This window comes from Streptomyces sp. NPDC048255 (assembly GCF_040652415.1).
In the GTDB taxonomy this organism is placed as follows: Bacteria; Actinomycetota; Actinomycetes; order Streptomycetales; family Streptomycetaceae; genus Streptomyces.
In genome coordinates this window covers 1-22006 of the sequence record NZ_JBEZMA010000087.1, presented here as the reverse complement: position 1 = coordinate 22006, position 22006 = coordinate 1, and the positions used below count along the sequence as shown (strand labels likewise).

The 22006-nt window shown below is 73.7% G+C and carries 18 protein-coding genes; 12 read left to right on the top strand and 6 right to left on the bottom strand.

What is annotated here, in order from left to right; genetic code table 11:
• Nucleotides 1-220: 220 nt before the first annotated feature.
• Nucleotides 221-643 (bottom strand): GAF domain-containing protein, encoded by a 423-nt coding sequence (locus tag AB0D94_RS35385; protein ID WP_362061168.1) that lies wholly within the window; start codon nt 641-643, stop codon nt 221-223.
• A 99-nt stretch (nt 644-742) separates the two neighbouring features.
• Nucleotides 743-1417, bottom strand: coding sequence for an AIM24 family protein (locus AB0D94_RS35380; RefSeq protein ID WP_362061165.1), 675 nt, complete (start codon nt 1415-1417; stop codon nt 743-745).
• Between the two features lie 71 nt (nt 1418-1488).
• Here AB0D94_RS35380 and AB0D94_RS35375 point away from each other — a divergent pair, with 71 nt between their 5' ends.
• From AB0D94_RS35375 to AB0D94_RS35360, 4 genes are all read left to right on the top strand, one after another.
• Complete coding sequence (locus tag AB0D94_RS35375) at nt 1489-2238, top strand: aminoacyl-tRNA hydrolase (RefSeq protein ID WP_362061162.1); 750 nt, start codon at nt 1489-1491, stop codon at nt 2236-2238.
• A gap of 121 nt (nt 2239-2359) precedes the next feature.
• Nucleotides 2360-3715, top strand: a complete 1356-nt coding sequence (locus AB0D94_RS35370) for a DUF692 domain-containing protein (protein WP_362061159.1) — start codon at nt 2360-2362, stop codon at nt 3713-3715.
• Nucleotides 3712-4752, top strand: a complete 1041-nt coding sequence (locus AB0D94_RS35365; protein WP_362061156.1) for a TIGR04222 domain-containing membrane protein — start codon at nt 3712-3714, stop codon at nt 4750-4752. Before AB0D94_RS35370 ends, AB0D94_RS35365 begins: the two co-directional genes overlap by 4 nt.
• Nucleotides 4753-4918: 166 nt before the next feature.
• Nucleotides 4919-6616 carry an alpha/beta hydrolase gene (locus AB0D94_RS35360; protein WP_362061153.1) on the top strand — a complete coding sequence of 566 codons (1698 nt, stop codon included), beginning with the start codon at nt 4919-4921 and terminating at the stop codon, nt 6614-6616.
• Nucleotides 6617-6729: 113 nt separating this feature from the next.
• Here the strand turns inward: AB0D94_RS35360 and hemQ are convergent, their stop codons facing one another.
• Both hemQ and hemG read right to left on the bottom strand, forming a co-directional pair.
• Nucleotides 6730-7443: a hydrogen peroxide-dependent heme synthase gene (gene hemQ, locus AB0D94_RS35355; RefSeq protein WP_362061150.1), complete on the bottom strand. Its 714-nt coding sequence runs from the start codon at nt 7441-7443 to the stop codon at nt 6730-6732.
• A gap of 23 nt (nt 7444-7466) precedes the next feature.
• The gene (gene hemG, locus AB0D94_RS35350) at nt 7467-8924 is read right to left on the bottom strand and encodes a protoporphyrinogen oxidase (RefSeq protein WP_362061147.1); all 1458 of its coding nucleotides are present in this window, start codon (nt 8922-8924) and stop codon (nt 7467-7469) included.
• Between the two features lie 159 nt (nt 8925-9083).
• On the opposite strand from hemG, the gene AB0D94_RS35345 reads away from it, so the two are divergent.
• On the top strand, nt 9084-10154 hold the full coding sequence (locus AB0D94_RS35345; protein ID WP_362061144.1) for a DUF4349 domain-containing protein: 1071 nt from the start codon (nt 9084-9086) through the stop codon (nt 10152-10154).
• Between the two features lie 157 nt (nt 10155-10311).
• Complete coding sequence (locus tag AB0D94_RS35340) at nt 10312-11694, top strand: FAD-dependent oxidoreductase (RefSeq protein WP_362061141.1); 1383 nt, start codon at nt 10312-10314, stop codon at nt 11692-11694.
• Here AB0D94_RS35340 and AB0D94_RS35335 read toward each other — a convergent pair.
• Both AB0D94_RS35335 and hemE read right to left on the bottom strand, forming a co-directional pair.
• Nucleotides 11691-12824: an NADAR family protein gene (locus AB0D94_RS35335; RefSeq protein ID WP_362061138.1), complete on the bottom strand. Its 1134-nt coding sequence runs from the start codon at nt 12822-12824 to the stop codon at nt 11691-11693. The genes AB0D94_RS35340 and AB0D94_RS35335 overlap by 4 nt on opposite strands.
• A gap of 37 nt (nt 12825-12861) precedes the next feature.
• Nucleotides 12862-13908 carry a uroporphyrinogen decarboxylase gene (gene hemE, locus AB0D94_RS35330; protein ID WP_362061171.1) on the bottom strand — a complete coding sequence of 349 codons (1047 nt, stop codon included), beginning with the start codon at nt 13906-13908 and terminating at the stop codon, nt 12862-12864.
• A 148-nt stretch (nt 13909-14056) separates the two neighbouring features.
• Between hemE and AB0D94_RS35325 the strand changes: the two genes are divergently transcribed.
• The 6 genes from AB0D94_RS35325 to AB0D94_RS35300 all read left to right on the top strand — a co-directional run bounded on the left by AB0D94_RS35325 (nt 14057) and on the right by AB0D94_RS35300 (nt 21860).
• Entirely contained in the window at nt 14057-14713 is a 657-nt protein-coding gene (locus tag AB0D94_RS35325) for a DUF3000 domain-containing protein (protein ID WP_362061135.1), read from the top strand.
• A gap of 272 nt (nt 14714-14985) precedes the next feature.
• A complete protein-coding gene (locus tag AB0D94_RS35320) occupies nt 14986-15648 on the top strand; it encodes a response regulator transcription factor (protein WP_007267191.1) in 663 nt (220 codons plus the stop codon).
• 152 nt (nt 15649-15800) lie between these two features.
• Nucleotides 15801-17081, top strand: coding sequence for a ribonuclease D (locus AB0D94_RS35315; protein WP_362061130.1), 1281 nt, complete (start codon nt 15801-15803; stop codon nt 17079-17081).
• Between the two features lie 288 nt (nt 17082-17369).
• Complete coding sequence (locus AB0D94_RS35310; RefSeq protein WP_362061127.1) at nt 17370-18596, top strand: acetyl-CoA C-acyltransferase; 1227 nt, start codon at nt 17370-17372, stop codon at nt 18594-18596.
• The gene (locus AB0D94_RS35305) at nt 18593-20731 is read left to right on the top strand and encodes a 3-hydroxyacyl-CoA dehydrogenase NAD-binding domain-containing protein (protein WP_362061123.1); all 2139 of its coding nucleotides are present in this window, start codon (nt 18593-18595) and stop codon (nt 20729-20731) included. Before AB0D94_RS35310 ends, AB0D94_RS35305 begins: the two co-directional genes overlap by 4 nt.
• Nucleotides 20732-20822: 91 nt before the next feature.
• On the top strand, nt 20823-21860 hold the full coding sequence (locus AB0D94_RS35300) for an LCP family protein (protein ID WP_362061120.1): 1038 nt from the start codon (nt 20823-20825) through the stop codon (nt 21858-21860).
• Nucleotides 21861-22006 lie beyond the last annotated feature (146 nt).

Here is a 22006-nt window from a genome sequence, read left to right as displayed (position 1 = left end):
TCATCCGACTCGTAGAGGGCGACACCGTCCTCACGCGTCAGCCGCTCACCGGAACGGACCTTCTCCTCCAGCTCGCGCTTCAGCCCAGCGTCCATGTCCAGGAACCCCCTCGATCGGTGCCCAAGCGGCATGGCCACGCTAGTTTTCGATCAGGGTGAACCAGCTGGTATCGGCCCGCCCGGTCCGATACTGGCCGGAAACGATCCGACAATGGCGGAGCTCAGCCCTGCGCCGCGGGTACCGCCTCGGCCTCGCGCGTCAGGCGGGCGAGCTCGCTGTCGTCCATGGCGCGTTCGCCCATGTAGGCGATTCCGACGACGCCAAGGACCTGGCCGGCCCCGTCGTGGACCGGGATCGCCACGGCGGCGTTCGCGTCGACCGCCTTGGCTCCGGGCCGCACGTCACCGCTCGTGTCGGTCTTCAGGTTGCAGGTCGACACCGGCTCGTCGCGCGCGAAGGCCAGGCCGGCCATCCCCTTGCCCCGTGGCACGACGCGCACGATCTCGACCACCGGCGGCGGGATGTTCACGGCCGCGGCCAGAACCATGTCCTCGCCCCGGCGGAAGTGGACGGTACCCGCCACCCCGCCATGCGTCGCGATCCACTGCCGCAGCCACGTCTCGGTCTTGTCCGCATCGCTCATGGCCGGAGTGTGCCACAGCCGCCCGCCCCGGCAACGGGCCCTGATCCAGGGCCCGTTCACTGCTCCGGCGGTCCTCGAGCAGACCTCAGCCGATACCGGTCAGTGGGCCGCCACGGCCTCGGTGACCTCGCTCGGCCGGACGATGACGAAGCCCTCGCCGCGCAGCATCAGCTGGACGGCCTCGCCGGAACCGCCGCGGATCATCGAGCCGACCGACTGGGAGCGGTGCAGGCCGGTCTCCAGCTGGGCGCTCCAGCCGACCACCGCGTCCGTGTCCACGTACACCGGCGCCTGCGCGGTGACCGGGATGATGATCGGGCTGCCGTCGCAGACCACGGCGAGCTTGCCGGTGCCGGTGAAGAGGCTGTTGAAGAGCCCGCCGCCGGTCATGCCGGCGCCCTTCACCATCTTGATCTCGTAGGACAGGGTCGGGTCGAAGCAGAGCACGTTGCGGCCGTTGATCGTCAGGGCGTCGCCCGGCTCGAAGTCGATGATGAAGCAGTTGGCCGCCTGGTGGGCGAACCACGCCTCGCCCTGACCGCGTACGGACATCAGCGCGAGGCCCTCGCCGGTGACGGCGCGCTTGAGCAGGCCGCCTATGCCCTGCCCCTTGCGTTCGAACTGGAGGTTGCCGCGGTAAGCGACCATCGCGCCCTGGCGGGCGAGCACCTCGCCGTTGACGGTGTACTTCACGGACTTGGCGTTCTGCAGGGTCATGCCGGGGGCCGCAGGTGCCTGGGCCAGGTTCTCGGACGCGAACAGATCACTCTTCATGCACTCGATCCTCGCCCCGGGCACGCACCCGGGGCATCATCCTGAAGGCGGATGCTGGCATCCTTGGCAGGATGAGCAGCCAGCACACCCCCGACGCCGCAGCGGCCCCCGCGGTCGGCGCGGACAGCCCCTTCCGCCAGGAGCACGTCGCCCGCGACGAGGCCCCGCAGTTCGTCCTGCCGCTGGTGGTGCGGATCGAGAAGGCCGAACCGCCCGCCCGGACCGACGCCCTGGAGACGGCGGCCCGCGCGGTGCTGACCCTGCTGACGGACGAGCGGGCGCACGGCGAGGGCGAGTGGGCCGAGGCCGTACGGGACTGGCAGGACGCCCGGATCCGGAAGGTGGTCCGGCGGGCCCGCGGGGCGGAGTGGCGCAAGGCCCAGACGCTGCCGGGCATCACGGTGCACGGTGACGCGTCCGAGGTACGGGTCTTCCCGCCGGTGCCCCTGGACAGCTGGCCCAAGGAGCTGGTGAAGCTCCAGGTGTCGGGCACCGAACTGGACGACCCCGCCCCGGCCGGGCCGGCCGACCCGGCGCTCCCCGTCCTGTGGCTCAACCCCGGCGTCGAGATGTCGGCCGGCAAGGCGATGGCCCAGGCCGGGCACGCGGCGCAGCTGGCCTGGTGGGAGCTGACGGGCCCGGAGCGGGCCCGGTGGCGGGAGTCCGGTTTCCGGCTGGCCGTACGCACGGCCCCGGCGGAGCGGTGGGCGGAGCTGAGCGGGAGCGGGCTGCCGGTGGTGCGGGACGCGGGCTTCACGGAGATCGCGCCGGGCAGCGCCACGGTGATCGCCGACCACCCCGCGCTGCGGGCCCGGCTCTGACGCCGTTCCGGCGACCCTCGGAACCTCAAATGTTGCTCTGAAACACCCCTCTCCGCGGTTGGCCGGACCCCGCCGGGGCCATCACACCGGCACACGGTCCGACGAGAGGGGGCGAGGGGACATGAAGCCCATGGCACACCTGGGGGTGGGCATCGGCTGGCGGCCGGAGATCGCGGACGCCGTCGAGCGGCTGCCGGGCCTGGACTGGGTCGAGGTGGTGGCCGAGAACATCTGCCCGGGCCACCTGCCGGATTCCCTGCTGCGGCTGCTGGAGCGCGGTACGCGCGTCGTGCCGCACGGGGTCTCGCTGGGCCTCGGCGGCGCCGACCGCCCGGACCCGGCCAAGCTGGCCGCGCTCGGTGAGCGGGCGGTGGCGCTGGGGGCGCCTCTGGTCACCGAGCACATCGCGTTCGTCCGGACCTCCTCGCCCGCGCTGGAGGCCGGCCACCTGCTGCCCGTACCGCGGACCCGGGACGCGCTGGACGTGCTGTGCGAGAACGTGCGCATCGCGCAGGACGCGCTGCCCGTGCCGCTGGCGCTGGAGAACATCGCCGCGCTGATCTCCTGGCCGGACGAGGAGCTCACGGAGGGGCAGTTCCTGACGGAGCTGGTGGAGCGGACCGGCGTACGGCTGCTCATCGACGTGGCCAACCTGCACACCAACCGGGTCAACCGGGGCGAGGACCCGGCCGCCGTGCTCGACGCGATCCCGCTGGAGGCGCTCGCGTACGTCCACGTGGCGGGCGGCGTCGAGCGGGGCGGCGTCTGGCACGACACGCACGCGCACCCCGTCCCGCCGGTGGTGCTCGACCTGCTGGCCGGGCTCCGCTCCCGGGTGGACCCGCCCGGCGTCCTGCTGGAGCGGGACGACGACTTCCCGCCGGAGCCGGAGCTGGCGGGCGAACTGGCCCGGATCCGGGACGTGGTGGGCGCCGCCGCGGCCCGTCCGCCGCGAGCCGCCGGGCCGAGGCCCCCGGCGGACGGCGGACGGGAGGCCCGGCAGGACGCCGAGCAGGAAGCCGGGCACGGCGCTGGGCAGGACGGTGGGCAGGACGGCGCCACCGGGGCGGCGCGGATCCGCGTCGGCCTGAGCCAGGCCGCGCTGCTGTCGGCGCTGGTGGCCGGGACCCCCGTACCCGAGGGCTTCGACCGGCAGCGGGTCCGGGTGCAGGCCCGGGCCCTGGCCGCCAAGCGGGCGGGGGTGGTGGCCAAGCTGGCACCCGAGCTGCCCGTGATCCTGGGCGGCGAGGCCCCGTACCGCGAGGCCTACCTCTCCTACGCCAAGGGCCGTCCCATGGCGGCGGCCGGATACCGCCGCGAGGCCCTGGACTTCGTGGAGCACCTGCTGATCCAGGACCTTCCGGCCGACCCGGCCGCCCGGCGCAGGCTCACCTGGTGGTGGCAGGACCGGGCCGGGGCGCGGCCGCCCCGCCGGGTCGTGCGCTGGGCCCGGGCGCTGGCGGGGAGGGCGGCGTGAACCTCCTCGCACTGGCGACCTGGGTCGCCGTCATCGTCTCCTCCGTCCTGCTGGTCCGCGGCCTGCGCAGCTCCCGGCCCGCGCCGGACGGGCCGGCGCCGCGGCTGTACGACCTGTCCGAGGCCGCGTTCGTCGCGGGCGGCCCCGGCAACGTCGTGGACACCGCCCTCGTCGCCATGCTCGGCGACGGCAGGCTGATCGTCGGCGGTCCGGGGATCGTCCAGGTGCGGCCCGGGGCGCGGGCCGGTGACCACGCCGAGCGGGCCGTGCTCCAGGCCCACGGGGGTGCGCCCTCGGGGTGGCTGTACCAGGTGCGGTACGCCGCCATGCGCGACCCCGCCGTCCAGGAGACCGGGGACCTGCTGGCCGCGCGCGGGCTGCTGCGCGCGCCCGGCTCCGGCCGGTCCTGGCGGCTCTGGGGGCTCGTCCAGGCCTCGGTGTGCGCGCTCATGCTGCCGGGGTCGCTGCTGATCACCTTCCTCGCCCTCGCCCTGGACTCCGGCGGGCAGGTGCCGTTCATCGCCAAGGTGATCCCCGTGCTGATCGGCGGCCTGGTGGTCGGCCTGATCTGCGCCGTGCGGGCCGGGCAGCGGGTCACCCCGGCCGGGCAGCGGGCGCTGCGCGAGCTGCGCGCCGCCCACCTGCACGACGGGACCCCGTACGTGCAGACCGCCCTGTTCGGGCTGCGCGGTCTGCGCGACCCGTACCTGCGCCAGCAGTTGGTGCCGGCCGTGCGCGGCACCCGGCTGGCGGCGGCGCAGGCGCGATCGCGTCCGGCGGGCGCTGACACCGCGTTCGCTTCCGGCGCCGAGTTCCTGCCGGTGCTCTGGTGCGCCGGGAGCGACGGCGGCGGCTCGGGGGGCGGCGGGGGCGGATCCGGCTGCGGTGCCGGTTCGACCTGTGCCTCCGGTTCCAGCTGCGGCGGCTCGGGCGGTGGCGGCTCCTCCGGCAGCAGTTGCGGCGGCAGCAGCAGCAGCGGCGGTTCGAGTTGCAGCAGCTCGTCCGGCTCCAGCTGCGGCAGCTCCAGTAGTTCCTGACCGTCCGTCATGGGCCCGTCGACCCGCTCGGCGGGCCCGTGCCGTACGGCAACCGGGTCCGGATCGCACGGCAACGGGGGTACGGCGGCCGACACCGGGCGGTGATCCTTTACAGCCTCCCGGCTGCCGGATCTCATCGGTTCATCCGATGAGAGGCAGGGCCGCCATGCGCATGACGCCCGCACGCCACGCAGCCGCCACCGCGGCGCTCTCCCTCGTCCTGTGCGCGGCGCCCGCGGCCCGTGCCGAGGAGCCGGCCCGGCTCACCGCCGAGGAGCCGGCCCGGCTCTCCGCCGAGGACGCCGGGGCCGAACTCGTCGCCCGGCGCGCCGCCGAGGCCGCCGCCGCCCCCGTCCGCGCCCCGGGCCACGCGGCCGGCGCCGGGCGGCCGCTGCGCTTCACCTCCTGCCCCGGCGCCGAGGGCCTGCCCTCCCCCGTCCGCTGCGCCACCCTGCGCGTCCCGCTCGACTACGCCCGCCCCGACGGCCCGCAGATCTCCCTCACCGTCAGCCGGGCCGCGGCCACCGGCGCAGGCCGGGCCGCCCGCCAGGGCGCACTCGTGCACAACCCCGGCGGCCCCGGCGCCTCCGGCATGCACTTCCCGCTCGTCGCCGGACTCCCCGGCTGGGAGCGGATCGCCGCCGCCTACGACCTCGTCGGCTACGCCCCGCGCGGGGTCGGCCGCTCCGCCCCCCTGTCCTGCCAGGACCCGGCCGCCCGGGCCGGGGGCCCCACGCAGGTCCCGGTCCACCCCTCCCCGGCGTACAAGGAGGAGCGGATCGCCGCCGCCCGGGCGTACGCCCGCGGCTGCGCGCGGCGGGCCGGCGCGGCCCTGCCGTACTACACGACCCTGAACAACGTCCGCGATCTGCACGTACTGCGCGCCGCGCTCGGCGAGCCGCGGCTGACCTTCATGGGCGGCTCGTACGGCACCTACCTCGGCGCGGTCTACGCGACGCTGCACCCGCGCCACGTCCGCCGGATGGTCTTCGACTCGGCGGTCGACCCGGACCCGAGCCGCATCTGGTACCGCAACAACCTCGACCAGGCGCCCGGCTTCGAGCGCCGCTGGTACGACTTCCGCGCCTGGGCGGCCCGGCACCACGGCACGTACCGCCTCGGCGCCACCCCGGCGGCCGTCCAGGCGAGCTACGAGCGGGTACGGGAGGCGGTGGCGCGCACCCCCGCGGGCGGCAGCGTCGGAACCGGCGAACTGCGCTCCGTCTTCGTCCAGGCCGCGTACTACGACGCCGTGTGGCCGGAGCGGGCGGCGGCGCTGGCCGCGTTCCTGCGCGGCGACCCGGGCCCGCTGACGGAACAGGCCGCACCCGACCCGGCGTCGGCGGCGGAGGCCGAGAACGCGACGGCCGTCTACACGGCGGTGCTGTGCAACGACGCCCCCTGGCCCGCGGACTGGGAGACCTGGGACCGCGACAACACCGAACTGGCCCGTACGGCCCCCTTCGAGACCTGGGCCAACGCCTTCCTGAATCTGCCCTGCGCCTACTGGCCAGTGCCCGGGCGGCAGCGGCCGGTGGACGTGGGCGCCGCTCCGGCCGCCGCGCTGCCGCGGACCCTCGTGGTCGCGGCGGAGCGGGACGGGGCGACCCCGTACCCGGGTGCGCTGGAACTCCAGCGGCGGCTCGGCCCGGGGGCCGCGCTGGTCACGGAGGAAGGGGCCGGCAGCCACGGAGTGGTGGGCAGTGGCAACGACTGCGTGGACCGTCACGTGGAGCGGTATCTGCTGACAGGTGACACCCCGGGCCGCAGTGTCACGTGTGCGCCGCATCCGGAGCCCGCACCGGTGTCGCTGGACGACCGGGCAGCAAGCGCCCGCGGGGCACTGCTGCCGCCAGTCGTCTGAACTTCCGGGCGGGATCTCCGGCTGCGTCGTTTCGGGGGCAGGGCCTCCCGATCCACCGGAGGAACTCACCTGACGGTGTGGTCGTCCTCCGGCACTTCCCCCCAGGGGAGGTATCAGGCGAGCCCGGCCACCAGATCGGCGACGGACTTGCGGCGCCCGGTGTAGAAGGGCACCTCTTCGCGGACGTGCATCCGGGCCTCGGAGGCGCGCAGGTGACGCATGAGGTCCACGATGCGGTACAGCTCGTCGGCCTCGAAGGCCAGCAGCCACTCGTAGTCGCCGAGCGAGAAGGAGGCGACGGTGTTGGCGCGCACGTCGGGGTAGCCGCGGGCCATCTTGCCGTGGTCGGCGAGCATGCGGCGACGGTCCTCGTCGGGCAGCAGGTACCAGTCGTAGCTGCGCACGAACGGGTACACGCTGACGTAGTCGCGGGCGGTCTCGTCGGCCAGGAAGGCCGGGATGTGCGACTTGTTGAACTCGGCCGGGCGGTGCAGGGCCATGTTCGACCACACCGGCTCCAGCGCGCGGCCCAGCTTGGTGCGGCGGAACAGGTTGTAGGCGCCCTGCAGCTCGTCCGCCGTCTCGGCGTGCCACCAGATCATGACGTCGGCGTCGGCGCGCAGGCCGGAGACGTCATAGGTGCCGCGGACGGTGATGTCCTTGGCGGCCAGCTGGTCGAAGAGCTCCTGGACCTCGTCGGCGTAACCGGCGCGGTCTTCGGGGAGGACGTCCTTCAGCTTGAAGACGGACCACAGGGTGTAGCGGATGACCTCGTTGAGGTCCTTCGCCTTCTTCCCCGCGTTGGGAATCTTCTCTGGTGCAGTCATGTGCCTATTGTCCCGTGCGCTGATCAGTGGTCCGTGCCAGGGGTCCCGAAAGCGGTGATCACCGCTTCCGCGGCCTTGCCGGCGCTCGCGATGCACGCCGGGATGCCCACTCCGTCGTAGAGGGCGCCGCACACGGCGAGGCCCGGCTGGGCGGCGACGGCGGCGCGGATCCGGGCGACCCGGTCCAGGTGGCCGACCGGGTACTGGGGCAGTCCGCCGTCCCAGCGCGTGACGGTGGAGGCGACCGGCCGGGCCGTCAGGCCCACGGCCTCGCCGAGGTCGCTCAGCGACACCCCGACGAGCTCGCCGTCCTCGCGCTTCAGCTCGCCCTCGTCGCCGTAGCGGCCGACGGAGGTCCGCAGCAGGAAGAGCTCGGGATCGGCCCCGGCCCAGGCCCACTTGTTGCTGGAGAAGGTGGAGGCCTTGATCGTCCGGCCGTCGACGGGCGGTACGAGGAAGCCGCTGGCGCCGCCCCCGGTGACCGCCTCGGGCATCTCGGAGCGCCGGAAGGCCAGGGTGACCAGGGCCATGGAGGCGTACTCGACCCCGCGCAGCTCGGCCGCGGCCGCGGGCACCAGCCGGTCCAGCAGCCGCGCGGCCGGTCCGGCCGGGGTGGCCAGGACCACGCCGTCGGCGTCGATGACCTCGGCGCCGGCCACGACCCGCCAGCCGTCCGCCGTACGGAGGACCTCGCGCACGGGGGTACCGGTGACGATCCGCGCCCCGGCGCGGCGGCAGGCCTCGGCCACGGCGGCCGGCAGCCGTCCGATGCCGCCGTCGATGCCGGCGAAGACGGGGCCGGCGGCCTGCGGCTGCGCGGCCGCGCGGCGCTGGAGCTCCCGGACGCCCTCGCCCAGCGAGCGGTGCGTACGGGCGGCCTCGAAGAGCTGGGGGACGGCCGCCCGCATCGAGATGCGGTAGGCGTCGCCCGCGTAGACCCCGCCGAGCAGCGGCTCCACCAGCCGGTCGACGACCTCGTGTCCCAGCCGGGCGGCTACGTACTCGCCGACGGCGACGTCCTCGCCGATCTCGGCGGGCGGCAGCTCGCGCTCCGCCTCGATCCGGGCCAGGCCCTCCGCGGAGAGCACCCCGGAGGCGGCGAGCGGCCCCAGGTCGCCGGGGACGCCCATGATGTGCCCGCGCGGCATCGGCCGCAGCGCTCCCCGGGTCCACAGGTGGGCGGTGGCGGTCGCGGGCGCCTGGAGGGCCTCGCCGAGGCCTACGGACCGGGCGAGGTCCACGGCTTCGGGGCGGCGGGCGAGGACGGACTCGGCGCCGAGGTCGACGGGGGCCCCGGCGAGCTCCCCGGCGTGCAGTTTGCCGCCGAGCCGGGGTCCCGCCTCCAGGAGCGTCACGCGGACCCCGTCGGCGAGCAGCCGGTGGGCCGCCGCGAGGCCCGCGATGCCGCCGCCGATGACGACGACGTGACCGGGGGCGCCGGCGCGGTCCGGCCGGTCCGTACGCATGTCCGCTTCGTGCATGGACACATCGTCTCAGACCGGCGGCGGGCCCTGCGGCGAGGCCGGACCGTGACCGCATCGGGACCGGTCCGGGACCGCGGAGGTGAAACCCCCGCGGGGACTCTGGACGTCGAAACGGCAACACCAGCCGAACCTCGGGGGTTTACTGAGATGCACACCGTGAACAGACAGCGTTCCGCGGCCGCCCTGGCCGTCCTCTCCCTGGCCGGGGTGCTCACGCTCACCGGCTGCGGCGCCGACGGCGGGACCCGGGCCACCTCGGCCGACAAGGCTGCGGTGGCCCCCGCGCCCGCCCAGGGCGGCAAGGCTCCGGAGGCGGCGAAGGGGGCCGGATCGGCGGCGGCGCCCGGAGCCTCCGCGGCCTCGGGGTCATCGGCCGACAAGAACGCGCAGCCGCTGGCCGCCGTGCGCCCGAACGTGATCCGTACGGCGACCCTCGGCATCGAGACCGATGACGCGCAGCAGGCGCTGGCCGCGGCCCGTTCGGCGGCCCTCGGCGCGGGCGGCTACGTGGGCAACGAGTCCAGCAAGCGCGGCCAGGACGGCCGTATGACGTCGACGGTGACCCTGCGGGTGCCGGGCGAACAGTACGACGCCGTGCTCGGGGCGATGGAGGGCAGCGGGAAGCTCCTGCACCGCAAGGTCGAGGCGCAGGACGTGACGGAGAAGGTCGCCGACATCGGCAGCCGGGTCGCGTCGCAGCAGGCCAGCGTGGCCCGGGTACGGGAAATGATGGGCAAGGCCTCGGCGTTGAGCGACGTGGTCATGCTGGAGAGCGAACTGAGCAAGCGGCAGTCCGATCTGGAGTCGCTCCAGGCGCAGCAGAACGCGCTGAAGGACCAGACCGCGCTGGGCACGATCACGCTGGAGGTCTCGGAGCCGGCCCCGAAGCCGGTGGCGGAGGAGAAGAAGAAGGAGAAGGAGCCGGCCTTCATGGACGCCCTGCGCGGCGGCTGGGACGTCTTCCTGACCATCGTGCGCTTCCTGACGCTGGCGGTGGGCGCGGTGCTGCCCTTCGCGCTGGCGGCCGCGGCGCTGGCGCTGGCCTTCCGGCTGTACCGGCGGCGCCCCGCGAAGCCGAAGACGGGCCTGGCCCCGCGGACCGGACCGGCCTGGCGGGTCTCGGTCCCGGCGGCCCGGCCCGCTCCGGCGCCCGCCGGGGCCCGCGCCGGGGCGGACACCGGGGCAGACGCGGCGCCGGACGCGGAGGACGGCGCCCCCCGCTCCTGACACCCGCCCTGACACCCGCCCTGACGCCCTTCCCGGCGTCCGCTCCCGTCGCCCGGTCCAGGCTCATCTGGACCGGCGGGCCGAACGCTCCTTCGGCGGGCGGCCCTTCGCCCGTAGCGTGTCCCCCAAGCGACGGCGGCGGAGGACGGTGCGGACGATGGCGACGGAACGACTGGTGGTGATCGGCGGTGACGCGGCGGGGATGTCCGCCGCGTCACAGGCCCGGCGGCTCAAGGGCCCGGAGGAGCTGGAGATCGTCGCCTTCGAACGGGGGCACTTCAGCTCGTACTCCGCGTGCGGGATCCCGTACTGGATCGGCGGGCTGGTCGCCGCGCGCGACGACCTGATCGCCCGCACCCCCGAGGAGCACCGCGCCCGCCACATCGACCTGCGCACCCGCACGGAGGTCGTGGAGCTGGACCTCGCGGGCCGCCGGGTCCGCGCCCGCGATCTGGACGGCGGATCCGAGTACTGGACGGGCTACGACAAGCTGGTCCTGGCGACGGGCGCCCGCCCCGTCCGCCCCCGGCTGCCCGGCATCGGCGCGCACGGGGTCCACGGCATCCAGACCCTGGACGACGGCCAGCGCCTGATGACGACGCTGGAGCGGACGCAGGGCCGCCGGGCGGTGGTGGTCGGCGCGGGCTACATCGGCGTGGAGATGGCGGAGGCCCTGGTCGGGCGGGGCTACGAGGTCACCGTCCTGCACCGCGGCCCGCAGCCGATGGCCACGCTGGACCCGGACATGGGCGGGCTGGTGCACCGCGCGATGAACGGCATGGGGATCCGTACGGTGTCCCGGGCCGAGGTCACGAAGATCCTCACCGACGAGGAGGGCCGGGCCCGCGCGGTGGCCACGGCCACGGGCGAGGAGTACCCGGCGGACGTGGTCGTGCTCGGCATCGGCGTGGAGCCGCGCACCGGGCTGGCCCGCGCCGCGGGCCTGCCGCTCGGCACCTCGGGCGGCCTGCTCACCGACCTCTCGATGCGCGTCCGGGGCCACGAGGACATCTGGTCGGGCGGGGACTGCGTGGAGGTCCTGGACCTGGTCTCGGGCCGCACCCGGCACATCCCGCTGGGCACGCACGCCAACAAGCACGGCCAGGTGATCGGCTCGGGCGTGGGCGGCGGCTACGCGACCTTCCCCGGGGTGGTCGGCACGGCGGTCAGCAAGGTCTGCGACCTGGAGATCGCCCGTACGGGGCTGCGCGAACGGGACGCGCTGGAGGCGGGCCTGCGCTTCGTGACGGCCACCGTCACCTCCACCAACACGGCGGGCTACTACCCGGGCGCGGCGGAGATGACGGTGAAGACGCTGGCGGAGCGCCGCACGGGCCGCCTGCTGGGTGTCCAGATCGTCGGCGGCGCGGGGGCGGCCAAGCGGGTGGACATCGCCGCGGTGGCCCTGACGGCGGGCATGACGGTGGACCAGATCGTCTCCCTGGACCTGGGCTACGCCCCGCCGTTCTCCCCGGTCTGGGACCCGGTCCTGGTGGCGGCCCGCAAGGCCGTCTCCGCGGTCCGCTCGGCCGGGGTCTAGATGGTTCGGACGGCGAGCTCGGAGCGGATGAGCTCCAAGAGGCGGCCCGTCCAGTTGCGGCCGCCGCGGGGGCCCTCGTCCCGCCAGTAGGGGGAGTCGGAGTACCCGCGGTAGAGGATGCCCGCCTGCCCCGTGCCCCGCAGGAGTGCGGCGAGTTCGGGGTGCTGGTCGAACTTGGCCCGCAGCAGTCCGGCCATGACCCCGAGCCGCACGGCGGGCCAGTCCGCCCGGCGGGCCGCCCGTCCGCCCGCTTCCCGGGCCTCCCCGGGCGTCGCGGCCGCGCGGATCAGGTCGTGGTCGGCGCGCTCGGCGGCGGACAGGGCCCAGTAGCCGTGGACCACGCTCGGGTAGGTCTGCCCCCGGTAGCTGACGGGGGCCTCGTGGTCGTTGCGCAGCGCGAAGTCACCGAGCCGGTCGGGCCGGCCCTGCGGATGCACGCTCTCGTGGAGGACGACCGGGGGCTGCGGGGTGCCGGTGGGGTCGTCGACGTGCAGGACCGCCTCGTGTTCCCGCGCCGCCTCTTCGCCCGCGTCCGGCCGGGCGAAGTAGTCGAGGGAGTCCTGGTGCATCTGCGCCGTCACCACGGGCCCGTCCCCGTCGACCCGCTCGCCGAGGGCGGTCACCAGGACGCGCAGCGGCCGGTCCTGGAGGTCCATGTCGCCCAGCATGTAGACCCGCAGGTGGGCCGGGACGGCGAGGTACGCCTCCCGCAGGGCGGCCCGGCGGGTCTCCGTCGGCTCGGCCTGGTAGGCCCGCACGGCGTCCCAGCAGCGGTCGGCGGCCCTCGGCCGCCGGGCCAGCCGGGCGATCTCGTCCGCGACCTCCGCGAGGAAGCTCTCGTCGGTGCACGGTTCCGGGTAGCGCTGTTCCCACTTCGGCGGGGCGGCGGAGGGCTCGGGCGCGTCCGGCCGGTCCGGGCGCAGGGTGATCCTCCCGGAGGCGAGCAGCTTCCCCAGCCCGGCCAGGTCGGTCCCCTCGAAGCGGCCGAGGGAGATCCTGCCGTCCGCGTAGACGAAGAGGTGTTCGGGGTAGCGCTCGTCGAGCAGGTCGTGCTTGCGCCACACGAGGCACCAGGCCCCGTCGACGGTCTCTCCGTCGGATATGCGAAACGTCGGTCCTTGCCATGTCATGCACGGCACAGTACCGACGTCTCGATCTTGCTCGGGCTCAGCGCGCGGTCTTGGTGTGGACGTAGTCCACCAGGCGCGTCAGGGCCTCGGGGTCGGTCGTGGGGAGGACGCCGTGGCCCAGGTTGAAGATGTGGCCCTCCAGGCCGGCGGCGGCCGCGAGGACCTCGTCCGTCTTGGCCTCGACCGCCTCCGGGGTGGAGAAGAGCACGGCCGGGTCCAGGTTGCCCTGGAGCGCCTTGCCCGGGCCCACCCGGCGCACGGCCTCGTCCAGCGGGACCCGGTAGTCGACGCCCATGACGTCCGCGCCGGCCTCGCCCATGAGGCCGAGGAGCTCGCCCGTGCCCACGCCGAAGTGGATGCGCGGGACCCCGTACGAGGCGACGGACTCCAGGACCTTCGCCGACGCGGGCATCACCGAGCGGCGGTAGTCCGCCGGGGCCAGGGCGCCGACCCAGGAGTCGAAGAGCTGGACGGCCGAGACGCCGGCCTCGATCTGGACCTTGAGGAAGGCGGAGGTGATCTCCGCGAGGCGGTCCAGCAGGTCGGCCCACAGCTCGGGGTCGCCGTACATGAGCGCCTTGGTGTGCTCGTGGTTGCGCGACGGTCCGCCCTCGACGAGGTAGCTCGCGAGGGTGAAAGGCGCGCCCGCGAAGCCGATCAACGGCGTGGAGCCCAGTTCACCCGTGAGCATGCCGATCGCCTCGGTGACGTACGAGACGTCCTCAGGGGTGAGGTCGCGCAGCTGTGCGAGGTCCTCGCGGCGGCGGATCGGCTGGGCCACGACCGGGCCGATGCCCGGCTTGATGTCCAGGTCGATGCCGATGGCCTTCAGCGGGACCACGATGTCGGAGAAGAAGATCGCCGCGTCCACCTTGTGGCGGCGCACCGGCTGCAGGGTGATCTCGGTGACCAGGTCGGGCCGCATGCAGGACTCGAGCATCTGGGTGCCCTCGCGCAGCTTGCGGTACTCCGGGAGCGAGCGCCCGGCCTGCCGCATGAACCACACCGGCGTGTGCGGTACCGGCTCGCGGCGGCACGCCTTCAGGAAGGCGGAATCGTACGTCTGACTCGGCTGGCCCGTCAGTGGGGTCTCCCCCGCTCGGGCGGAGCCTCGAGCGAGGGGAAGGTCGTTGGCGCTCACGCGCCAAATCTTCGCACGTATGAAGAAGTGCCCGGCCCGGCGCGGGTGTCCCTGCGCCGTACGGGCGCTCGTTCCGCCTAGTCTTCCCCGCATGGCTGCGGCTCAGGGACGATTTTCAGATGGCGCTGACGGTGTGGACAGCGCGGAGGAGAGCTCCGTCCCGCTCCCGTTCCGCCGGGCGGTCGACGGCTTGAAGAAGGCACGACTGCGTCCGGGGATCGAGATCGACCCCACGAAGCCGCCGCGGAGACTGGCGCCGTACGCCTACGCACTGGAGGCCGCGGTCGTCGACGGCGAGGACGACCTGGCCGACGGCCGGCTCATCCTGCTCCACGATCCGGCCGGTCACGAGGCCTGGCACGGGACGTTCCGGATGGTGACGCTCGTCAGGGCGGAGCTGGAGCCGGAGATGGCCGCGGACCCGCTCCTCCCCGAGGTGTGCTGGTCCTGGCTGACGGGGGCGCTGGACGCGCGCGGGCTGACGTACGGGGAGGCGAGCGGGACCGTGACCATGGCCGGCTCGCACTACTTCGGCGGGCTCGCGGAGCGGCGCCCGGCGACGCAGATCGAGATCAGGGCCTCCTGGACGCCGCGCGAGGTGGTGGGCGGGGTGCCGGACACCGCGGCGCACCTGGCGGCGTGGTGCGAGCTGCTGTGCCAGATCGCGGGGCTGCCCCCGGTCGGGCCGACCGAGACCGTCACGGGAGTGGTCTCCCTGCCACAGCGGCGGGGTCCGCACCACCCGTAGCCGCGGCGCCGTACGGCCGCGCGCGGCGGGCGGGTACGGGAACGAACGGTCGAAGTCCGCAACCGGGTGTCGGAACGGGGCGCCCGTTGTGGGCTTCTGATCACCCTATGATCGATCGTGCGTCCGAATTGCCCGAATTGTTACTCACCAAATCGTGATCATTCCCTAAAGCCGGGCGGGTGACGTGCCGAAGGAGTCAGTGACCATCCGCACGGTTCGCACCGGCTTCCTTCCCCGAGCCGGCCGTCCCGCCACTCCCCCAGGAGGCCTAGGTGTCCGTTCTTCTCGAGCAGCCCGCAAGCCTGGTCGCCTACCGCCCGAACAAGCCGACGGCCATGGTCGTCGTGGCCGACCCGCGCGTCCGTTCCACCGTGACCCGCCATCTGTGGGCCCTCGGAGTACGTGACGTGATCGAGGCTTCGTCCATCGCGGAGGCCCGCCCCCGCGTCGGCAGCCCGCGCGACATCTGCGTGGCCGACGTACACCTGCCCGACGGTTCCGGTCTCACCCTCCTCTCCGAGACCCGCGCCGCCGGCTGGCCCAACGGCCTGGCCCTGTCCGCCGCCGATGACATCGGCGCCGTACGCAACGCCCTCGCGGGCGGAGTGAAGGGCTACGTCGTCACCGGAACGCGGACCAACATCGGGCTCCCCACCCGGCCCGGCGCCGCCCCCATCGGCGCTGCCGCCGCCCGTATGCACCGCCGCCCCCCGGGTGCCCCGAGCCACCCGGGCGGCTACCGGGAGCTCTCCGGCCGCGAGGTCGAGGTCCTGCGCCTCGTCGCGGAGGGCCAGTCCAACAAGGCCATCGGCGTCTCGATGGGCCTGTCCGCCCTGACCGTCAAGTCCCACCTGGCCCGGATCGCCCGCAAGCTGGGCACCGGCGACCGGGCCGGGATGGTCGCCGTCGCACTGCGGACCGGGATCATCCACTGAGAGCCTGTCCGGCCTGACAGGTCCTTGACCCCGCCCGGCGTCTCCCGGGCGAACCCCCGGGGAACCCCGGGAAACGTCCGCCCCTCTCCCCCGCGCCCGTCGACGGAACGTTCCGGCGACGGGCGCGTCGCATCCACGGATACCCTTGACCGGTGACCGACGCCCAAGAGACCGCAGCACACCTGCGCACCACCACCGGGGGCGGCCCCCCGGACGACGAAGCTCCGTCCGATGGGCTGCCGATCCCCTTGCTGGAGCCCCGTGAGGGCATCCCCCCGGTCGTCGCCGATGCGGAGGCGCTCGCCCAGGTGGTCGCGGCCTTCGCCGCGGGCACCGGGCCCGTCGCCGTCGACGCCGAGCGGGCCTCCGGATACCGCTACGGCCAGCGCGCCTACCTGGTGCAGCTGCGCCGCGAGGGCGCGGGATCCGCACTGATCGACCCGGTGGGCTGCCCCGACCTGTCCGCACTGGGCGAGGCCCTGTCCGGCACCGAGTGGATCCTGCACGCCGCCACCCAGGACCTCCCCTGCCTGCGCGAAATAGGCATGGTGCCCACCTCCCTGTTCGACACCGAGCTGGCCGGCCGCCTGGCCGGCTTCCCGCGGGTCGGACTCGGCGCGATGGTCGAGAGCGTGCTCGGCTACGCGCTGGAGAAGGGCCACTCCGCCGTCGACTGGTCCACCCGCCCCCTTCCCGAGCCGTGGCTGCGCTACGCCGCCCTGGACGTGGAGCTGCTGGTGGACCTGCGGGACGCCCTGGAGAAGGAGCTGGACCGGCAGGGCAAGCTGGAATGGGCCCGCCAGGAGTTCGACGCCATCGCATCCGCACCGCCCGCGCCGCCCCGCAAGGACCCCTGGCGGCGTACGTCCGGGATGCACAAGGTGCGCCGCCGCCGGCAGATGGCGGTCGTCCGGGAGCTGTGGGAGTCCCGGGACCGGATCGCGCAGCGGCGTGACGTGTCCCCCGGCAAGGTGCTGGGCGACGCGGCGATCGTCGAGGCCGCCCTGGCCCTCCCGGCGGACGCGCAGGCCCTGTCCGCCCTGCCCGGTTACGGGCAGCGCATGGGCCGGCGCCAGCTGGAGCAGTGGATGGCCGCCGTGGACCGGGCGAAGGCCCTGCCCGAGAACGCGCTGCCGCAGCCGGGGGCGAGCCCGTCCGGCCCGCCGCCGCCGCGTTCCTGGGCCGACAAGGACCCGGTGGCCGCGGCCCGGCTGTCGGCGGCCCGCGCGGCCGTGTCGGAGCTGGCCGAGGGGCTGAACCTGCCCCAGGAGAACCTGATCACCCCGGACACGGTCCGCAGGCTCTGCTGGGAGCCGCCGCAGCGGCTCGAGGCGGACGCGGTGGCGCAGGCCCTTGCGGGCTACGGCGCGCGCCCTTGGCAGATCGAGCAGGTCACCGCGGCACTGGTCACGGCCCTGGCCGCGACCGCCTGACCCGCACCCGACCCCAGAAGACCCCCGGCCTCAGGCCGGGGGTCTTCCTCGTCAGGCGCTCACGGCCCTCCGGACCCGCACCCCCGGACGGCCCCGGGAGATGGCGGACGGCCCGGTACCGGCCCCGCGGCGGCGCCCGCGGCAGTGTGACCTTCGCCGCTCCTCGGGGAGGGGGTGTGCACATTGGTTACCCGCAAGTAGCATGGGCCGGGTGAGCGGGCGCTCAGCAACGCATGCCGAGCACGCCCCCGCGCAGCAGTGCACACCCGCACCTGGAGGAGAGCCAACGTGCCTCGTACCGTCAGGGACGTCGTCTTCGTCGACGGCGTCCGCACCCCGTTCGGCAAGGCGGGCCCGAAGGGCATCTACCACGAGACCCGCGCCGACGACCTCGTCGTGAAGGCGATCCGGGAGCTGCTGCGCCGCAACCCGGACCTGGACCCCAAGAAGATCGACGAGGTCGCCATCGCCGCGACCACGCAGATCGGCGACCAGGGCCTCACGCTGGGCCGCACGGCCGGCATCCTCGCGGGCCTCCCGCAGTCCGTCCCGGGCTACTCGATCGACCGCATGTGCGCCGGCGCGCTGACCGCCGTGACCGCCGTCGCGGGCGGCGTGGCCTTCGGTGCGTACGACGTCGCCCTCGCCGGCGGTGTCGAGCACATGGGCCGCCACCCCATGGGTGAGGGCGTGGACCCGAACCCGCGCTTCGTCTCCGAGAAGCTGGTCGACGAGTCCGCCCTGTTCATGGGCATGACCGCCGAGAACCTGCACGACCGGTACCCGGCGATCACCAAGCTCCGCGCCGACGAGTACGCCGTGCGCTCGCAGGAGAAGGCCGCCAAGGCGTACGCCGACGGCAAGATCCAGCAGGACCTGGTGCCGATCTCGGTGCGCAACACCAACGCGGCCGCGGGTGAGACGGGCTGGGGCCTGGTCACCACCGACGAGCCGATGCGCCCGGGCACCACGCTGGAGAACCTGGCCGGCCTGAAGACCCCGTTCCGTACGCACGGCCGGGTCACCGCGGGCAACGCCGCCGGTCTCAACGACGGCGCCACGGCCGCGATCATCGCGTCCGAGGACTTCGCCCGCGAGAACAACCTCCCGGTCAAGATGCGCCTGGTCTCGTACTCCTTCGCGGGTGTCGAGCCGGAGGTCATGGGCTACGGCCCGATCCCGGCCACCGAGAAGGCCCTCGCCCAGGCCGGTCTGTCCATCGAGGACATAGGCCTGTTCGAGATCAACGAGGCCTTCGCGGTCCAGGTCCTCGCCTTCCTGGAGCACTACGGCATCGCCGATGACGACGCCCGCGTGAACCAGTACGGCGGCGCCATCGCCTTCGGCCACCCGCTCGCCTCCTCGGGCGTGCGCCTGATGACGCAGCTGGCCCGCCAGTTCGAGGAGCAGCCGCACGTCCGCTACGGCCTGACCACCATGTGCGTCGGCTTCGGCATGGGCGCCACGGTCATCTGGGAGAACCCGAACTTCAACGCCGAGGGAGACTCCAAGTGAGCACCACCGCTGAGCTCCTGAAGGGCGCGGCCGAGCTGTTCCCGGACGAGGTCGTCACGTCCGCGCACGTCCGCCACCTGGACCTGCCGTACGGCGCCGGGCGCTTCGCGCTCGTCACGCTGGACAACGGCTTCGACCACACCAAGCCGACCACCTTCGGCCCGCAGTCCCTCGCCAACCTGAACGCGGCGATCGACCAGGTCGAGCAGGAGGCCCTCGCGGGCTCCATCGTCGGCGCGGGCATCACCGGCAAGCCGTTCATCTTCGCGGTCGGCGCCGACCTCAAGGGCGTCGAGCTGCTGAAGAAGCACGACGAGGCGCTTGCCATCGGCAAGGGCGGCCACGACGTCTTCAAGCGTCTCGCGGCCCTCGCGGTCCCGACCTTCGCCTACTACAACGGCGCGGCGATGGGCGGCGGCGTCGAGGTCGGTCTGCACTGCTCCTACCGCACCGTCTCCAAGGCCATCCCGGCCTTCTCGCTGCCCGAGGTCTTCCTCGGTCTGGTCCCGGGCTGGGGCGGCTGCGCCCTCCTCCCGAACCTCATCGGCGCGGAGCGCGCGATCTCGGTCATCATCGAGAACTCGCTGAACCAGAACCGCCAGCTCAAGGGCAAGCAGGTCTTCGAGCTCGGCATCGCCGACGCGATCTTCGAGGGCGCTGACTTCCTGGAGCAGTCCCTCATCTGGACCGCCAAGGTCCTGAAGGGCGAGACCGAGGTCGTACGTGCCGAGGTCGAGCGCGGCGAGGCCTGGGACGCGGCCGTCGCCAAGGGCCGCGCCATCGCGGACTCCAAGGTGCACGGCGCCGCCCCGGCCGCCTACCGCGCGCTGGACATCATCGCCGCGGCCAAGGACGGCGACCTCCAGGCCGGCTTCGACGCCGAGGACACCGCGCTCGCGGACCTCATCATGGGCGGCGAGCTGCGCTCCGGCATCTACGCCTTCAACCTGGTCCAGAAGCGCGCCAAGCGCCCGGCCGGCGCCCCGGACAAGTCCCTGGCCCGTCCGGTCACCAAGGTCGGCGTCGTCGGCGCGGGCCTGATGGCCTCTCAGCTGGCGCTGCTCTTCCTGCGCCGCCTGGAGGTGCCGGTGGTCCTCACCGACATCGACCAGGAGCGCGTGGACAAGGGTGTGGGCTACGTCCACGCCGAGATCCAGAAGCTGCTCGGCAAGGGCCGCATCAACCAGGACAAGGCCAACCGCCTGACCGCCCTGGTGACCGGCGTCCTGGACAAGGCCGAGGGCTTCGCGGACGCGGACTTCATCATCGAGGCCGTGTTCGAGGAGATGTCCGTCAAGCAGAAGGTGTTCGCGGAGGTCGAGGCGGTCGCCCCGGCGCACGCGATCCTCGCCACCAACACCTCCTCGCTGTCGGTCTCGGAGATGGCCTCCAAGCTCCAGCACCCGGAGCGCGTGGTCGGCTTCCACTTCTTCAACCCGGTCGCGATCCTCCCGCTGCTGGAGATCGTCCGCGGTGAGCAGACGGACGACGCCTCGCTGGCCACGGCCTTCGGTGTCGCCAAGAAGCTGAAGAAGACCGCGGTCCTCACCAAGGACGCCCCGGCGTTCGTCGTGAACCGCATCCTGACCCGCTTCATGGGCGAGATCCAGAACGTCATCGACGAGGGCACCCCGGTGGTCACCGCCGAGAAGGCCATCGAGCCGCTCGGCCTGCCGATGTCCCCGCTGGTGCTCCTGGAGCTCGTCGGCCCGGCGATCGGTCTGCACGTCTCGGAGACCCTGAACCGCGCCTTCCCGGAGCGCTTCACCGTCTCCCCGAACCTGGCGGCCGTGGTCAAGGCCGGCAAGCGCGGCTTCTACGTCTACAACGCCGAGAACGGTTTCAAGCCGGAGCTCGACCCCGAGGTCGCCGCGCTCCTGGTCCAGGGCGACAGCGTCCTGACCGAGGAGCAGGTCCGCGACCGCGTCCTGGACGCGGTGGCGCAGGAGATCGGCCTGATGCTGGAGGAGGGTGTCGTGGCCGAGGCCCAGGACATCGACCTCTGCCTCATCACCGGTGCGGGCTGGCCCTTCCACCTGGGCGGCATCACCCCGTACCTGGACCGTGAGGGCGTCTCGGAGCGCGTCAACGGCAAGAAGTTCCTGGCTCCCGGACTGGCGAGCGTTCCCGCCTAGTTCGGCCCGCAGACAGGCGTTTCGCGGCTCGGCCCGCCCCTTCCGGGGGGCGGGCTTCGGCCATTCGAATACGTGTCTAAGATTCACCCCCATGACGGAAAAGCACGCGCGGCCCAGGCGCCGCCGCCGCATTCTGCGGATCACCCTGCTGCTGGTCGCCGTGCTGATCCTGGGCGCGGCCGGCGCGGGCTGGTGGGCGTACAGCCACCTCAACGGCAACATCGACAGCGTCGACCTGGACCAGGCCATCGGCGACAACCGGCCGCAGAAGGTCGTGGCGGGCGCGCAGAACATCCTGGTGCTCGGCTCCGACTCGCGGGCCGGGGCCAACGGGGACCTCGACCACGGCGACGTCAGCGGTGCCCGCTCGGACACCACGATGCTGGTGCACATACCCGAGGGCCGGTCCAAGGCCACCGCGATCAGCATCCCGCGCGACACCCTGGTCACCCGGCCCGAGTGCAAGGCCGCCGACGGCAAGACCGTGCCGTCCCAGAAGCGGGCCATGTTCAACGGCATCTACGGTCTCGCCGGTCCGGCCTGCGTGGTCAAGACCGTGGAGGAGATGTCCGGGGTCCGCGTGGACCACTTCGTCGAGGTGGACTTCGCCGGGTTCAAGGGCCTGGTGGACGCCCTCGGCGGGGTCACCGTCACCCTGGACAAGCCGATGAGCGGGGCCAAGGGCGGCCTCAAGCTGGACGCGGGCACGCACCGGCTGAACGGCACCGACTCGCTCAAGTTCGTCCGTACCCGCTACGGCTACGGCGACGGCAGCGACCTCGGACGCATAGGCCTCCAGCAGCAGTTCATGATGGCGATGCTGTCCGAGATCAAGAAGCAGGACGCCCTGGGCAACCCGGCGCGCCTCTACAAACTCGCCGACGCCGGGACGAAGTCGCTGACCACCGACTCCGAACTCGCCTCGCTCACCGCGCTGTCCGACTTCGCGCAGAGCATGAAGGGCGTGGACCCCGACACCATGCAGACGATCATGCTGCCGGTCGCCTACGACAAGGTGGACCCCAACCGCGTGGTCGCCGCGGAGCCGCAGGCGACCCAGCTGTGGGAGGCCCTGCGCAAGGACCAGCCGGTCCCGGAGTCGGCGAAGAAGTCTCCGGCCAAGGGCTGACCACCGGCCGCCCACGCGCGGAAGCGGGGGGGGGGGGGGGGGGGGGCCCCGGCCCCCCCCCGGGGGGGGGGGGGCCCCCCCCCGGGGGGGGGCCGCGCGGCCCCCCGCGCGCGCCGGGGGGGGGCCGCGGGGGGGGGGTGGGGGAA

What these genes read in the sequence shown, in the direction of transcription:
- AB0D94_RS35375 (WP_362061162.1), top strand. Translation starts at nt 1,489, where the DNA reads ATGAGCAGCCAGCACACCCCCGACGCCGCAGCGGCCCCCGCGGTCGGC.
- hemQ (WP_362061150.1), bottom strand. Translation starts at nt 7,443, where the DNA reads ATGACTGCACCAGAGAAGATTCCCAACGCGGGGAAGAAGGCGAAGGAC.
- AB0D94_RS35335 (WP_362061138.1), bottom strand. Translation starts at nt 12,824, where the DNA reads ATGACATGGCAAGGACCGACGTTTCGCATATCCGACGGAGAGACCGTC.
- AB0D94_RS35370 (WP_362061159.1), top strand. Translation starts at nt 2,360, where the DNA reads ATGAAGCCCATGGCACACCTGGGGGTGGGCATCGGCTGGCGGCCGGAG.
- AB0D94_RS35385 (WP_362061168.1), bottom strand. Translation starts at nt 643, where the DNA reads ATGAGCGATGCGGACAAGACCGAGACGTGGCTGCGGCAGTGGATCGCG.
- AB0D94_RS35340 (WP_362061141.1), top strand. Translation starts at nt 10,312, where the DNA reads ATGGCGACGGAACGACTGGTGGTGATCGGCGGTGACGCGGCGGGGATG.
- AB0D94_RS35360 (WP_362061153.1), top strand. Translation starts at nt 4,919, where the DNA reads ATGCGCATGACGCCCGCACGCCACGCAGCCGCCACCGCGGCGCTCTCC.
- AB0D94_RS35325 (WP_362061135.1), top strand. Translation starts at nt 14,057, where the DNA reads ATGGCTGCGGCTCAGGGACGATTTTCAGATGGCGCTGACGGTGTGGAC.
- hemG (WP_362061147.1), bottom strand. Translation starts at nt 8,924, where the DNA reads ATGCACGAAGCGGACATGCGTACGGACCGGCCGGACCGCGCCGGCGCC.
- AB0D94_RS35300 (WP_362061120.1), top strand. Translation starts at nt 20,823, where the DNA reads ATGACGGAAAAGCACGCGCGGCCCAGGCGCCGCCGCCGCATTCTGCGG.
- AB0D94_RS35380 (WP_362061165.1), bottom strand. Translation starts at nt 1,417, where the DNA reads ATGAAGAGTGATCTGTTCGCGTCCGAGAACCTGGCCCAGGCACCTGCG.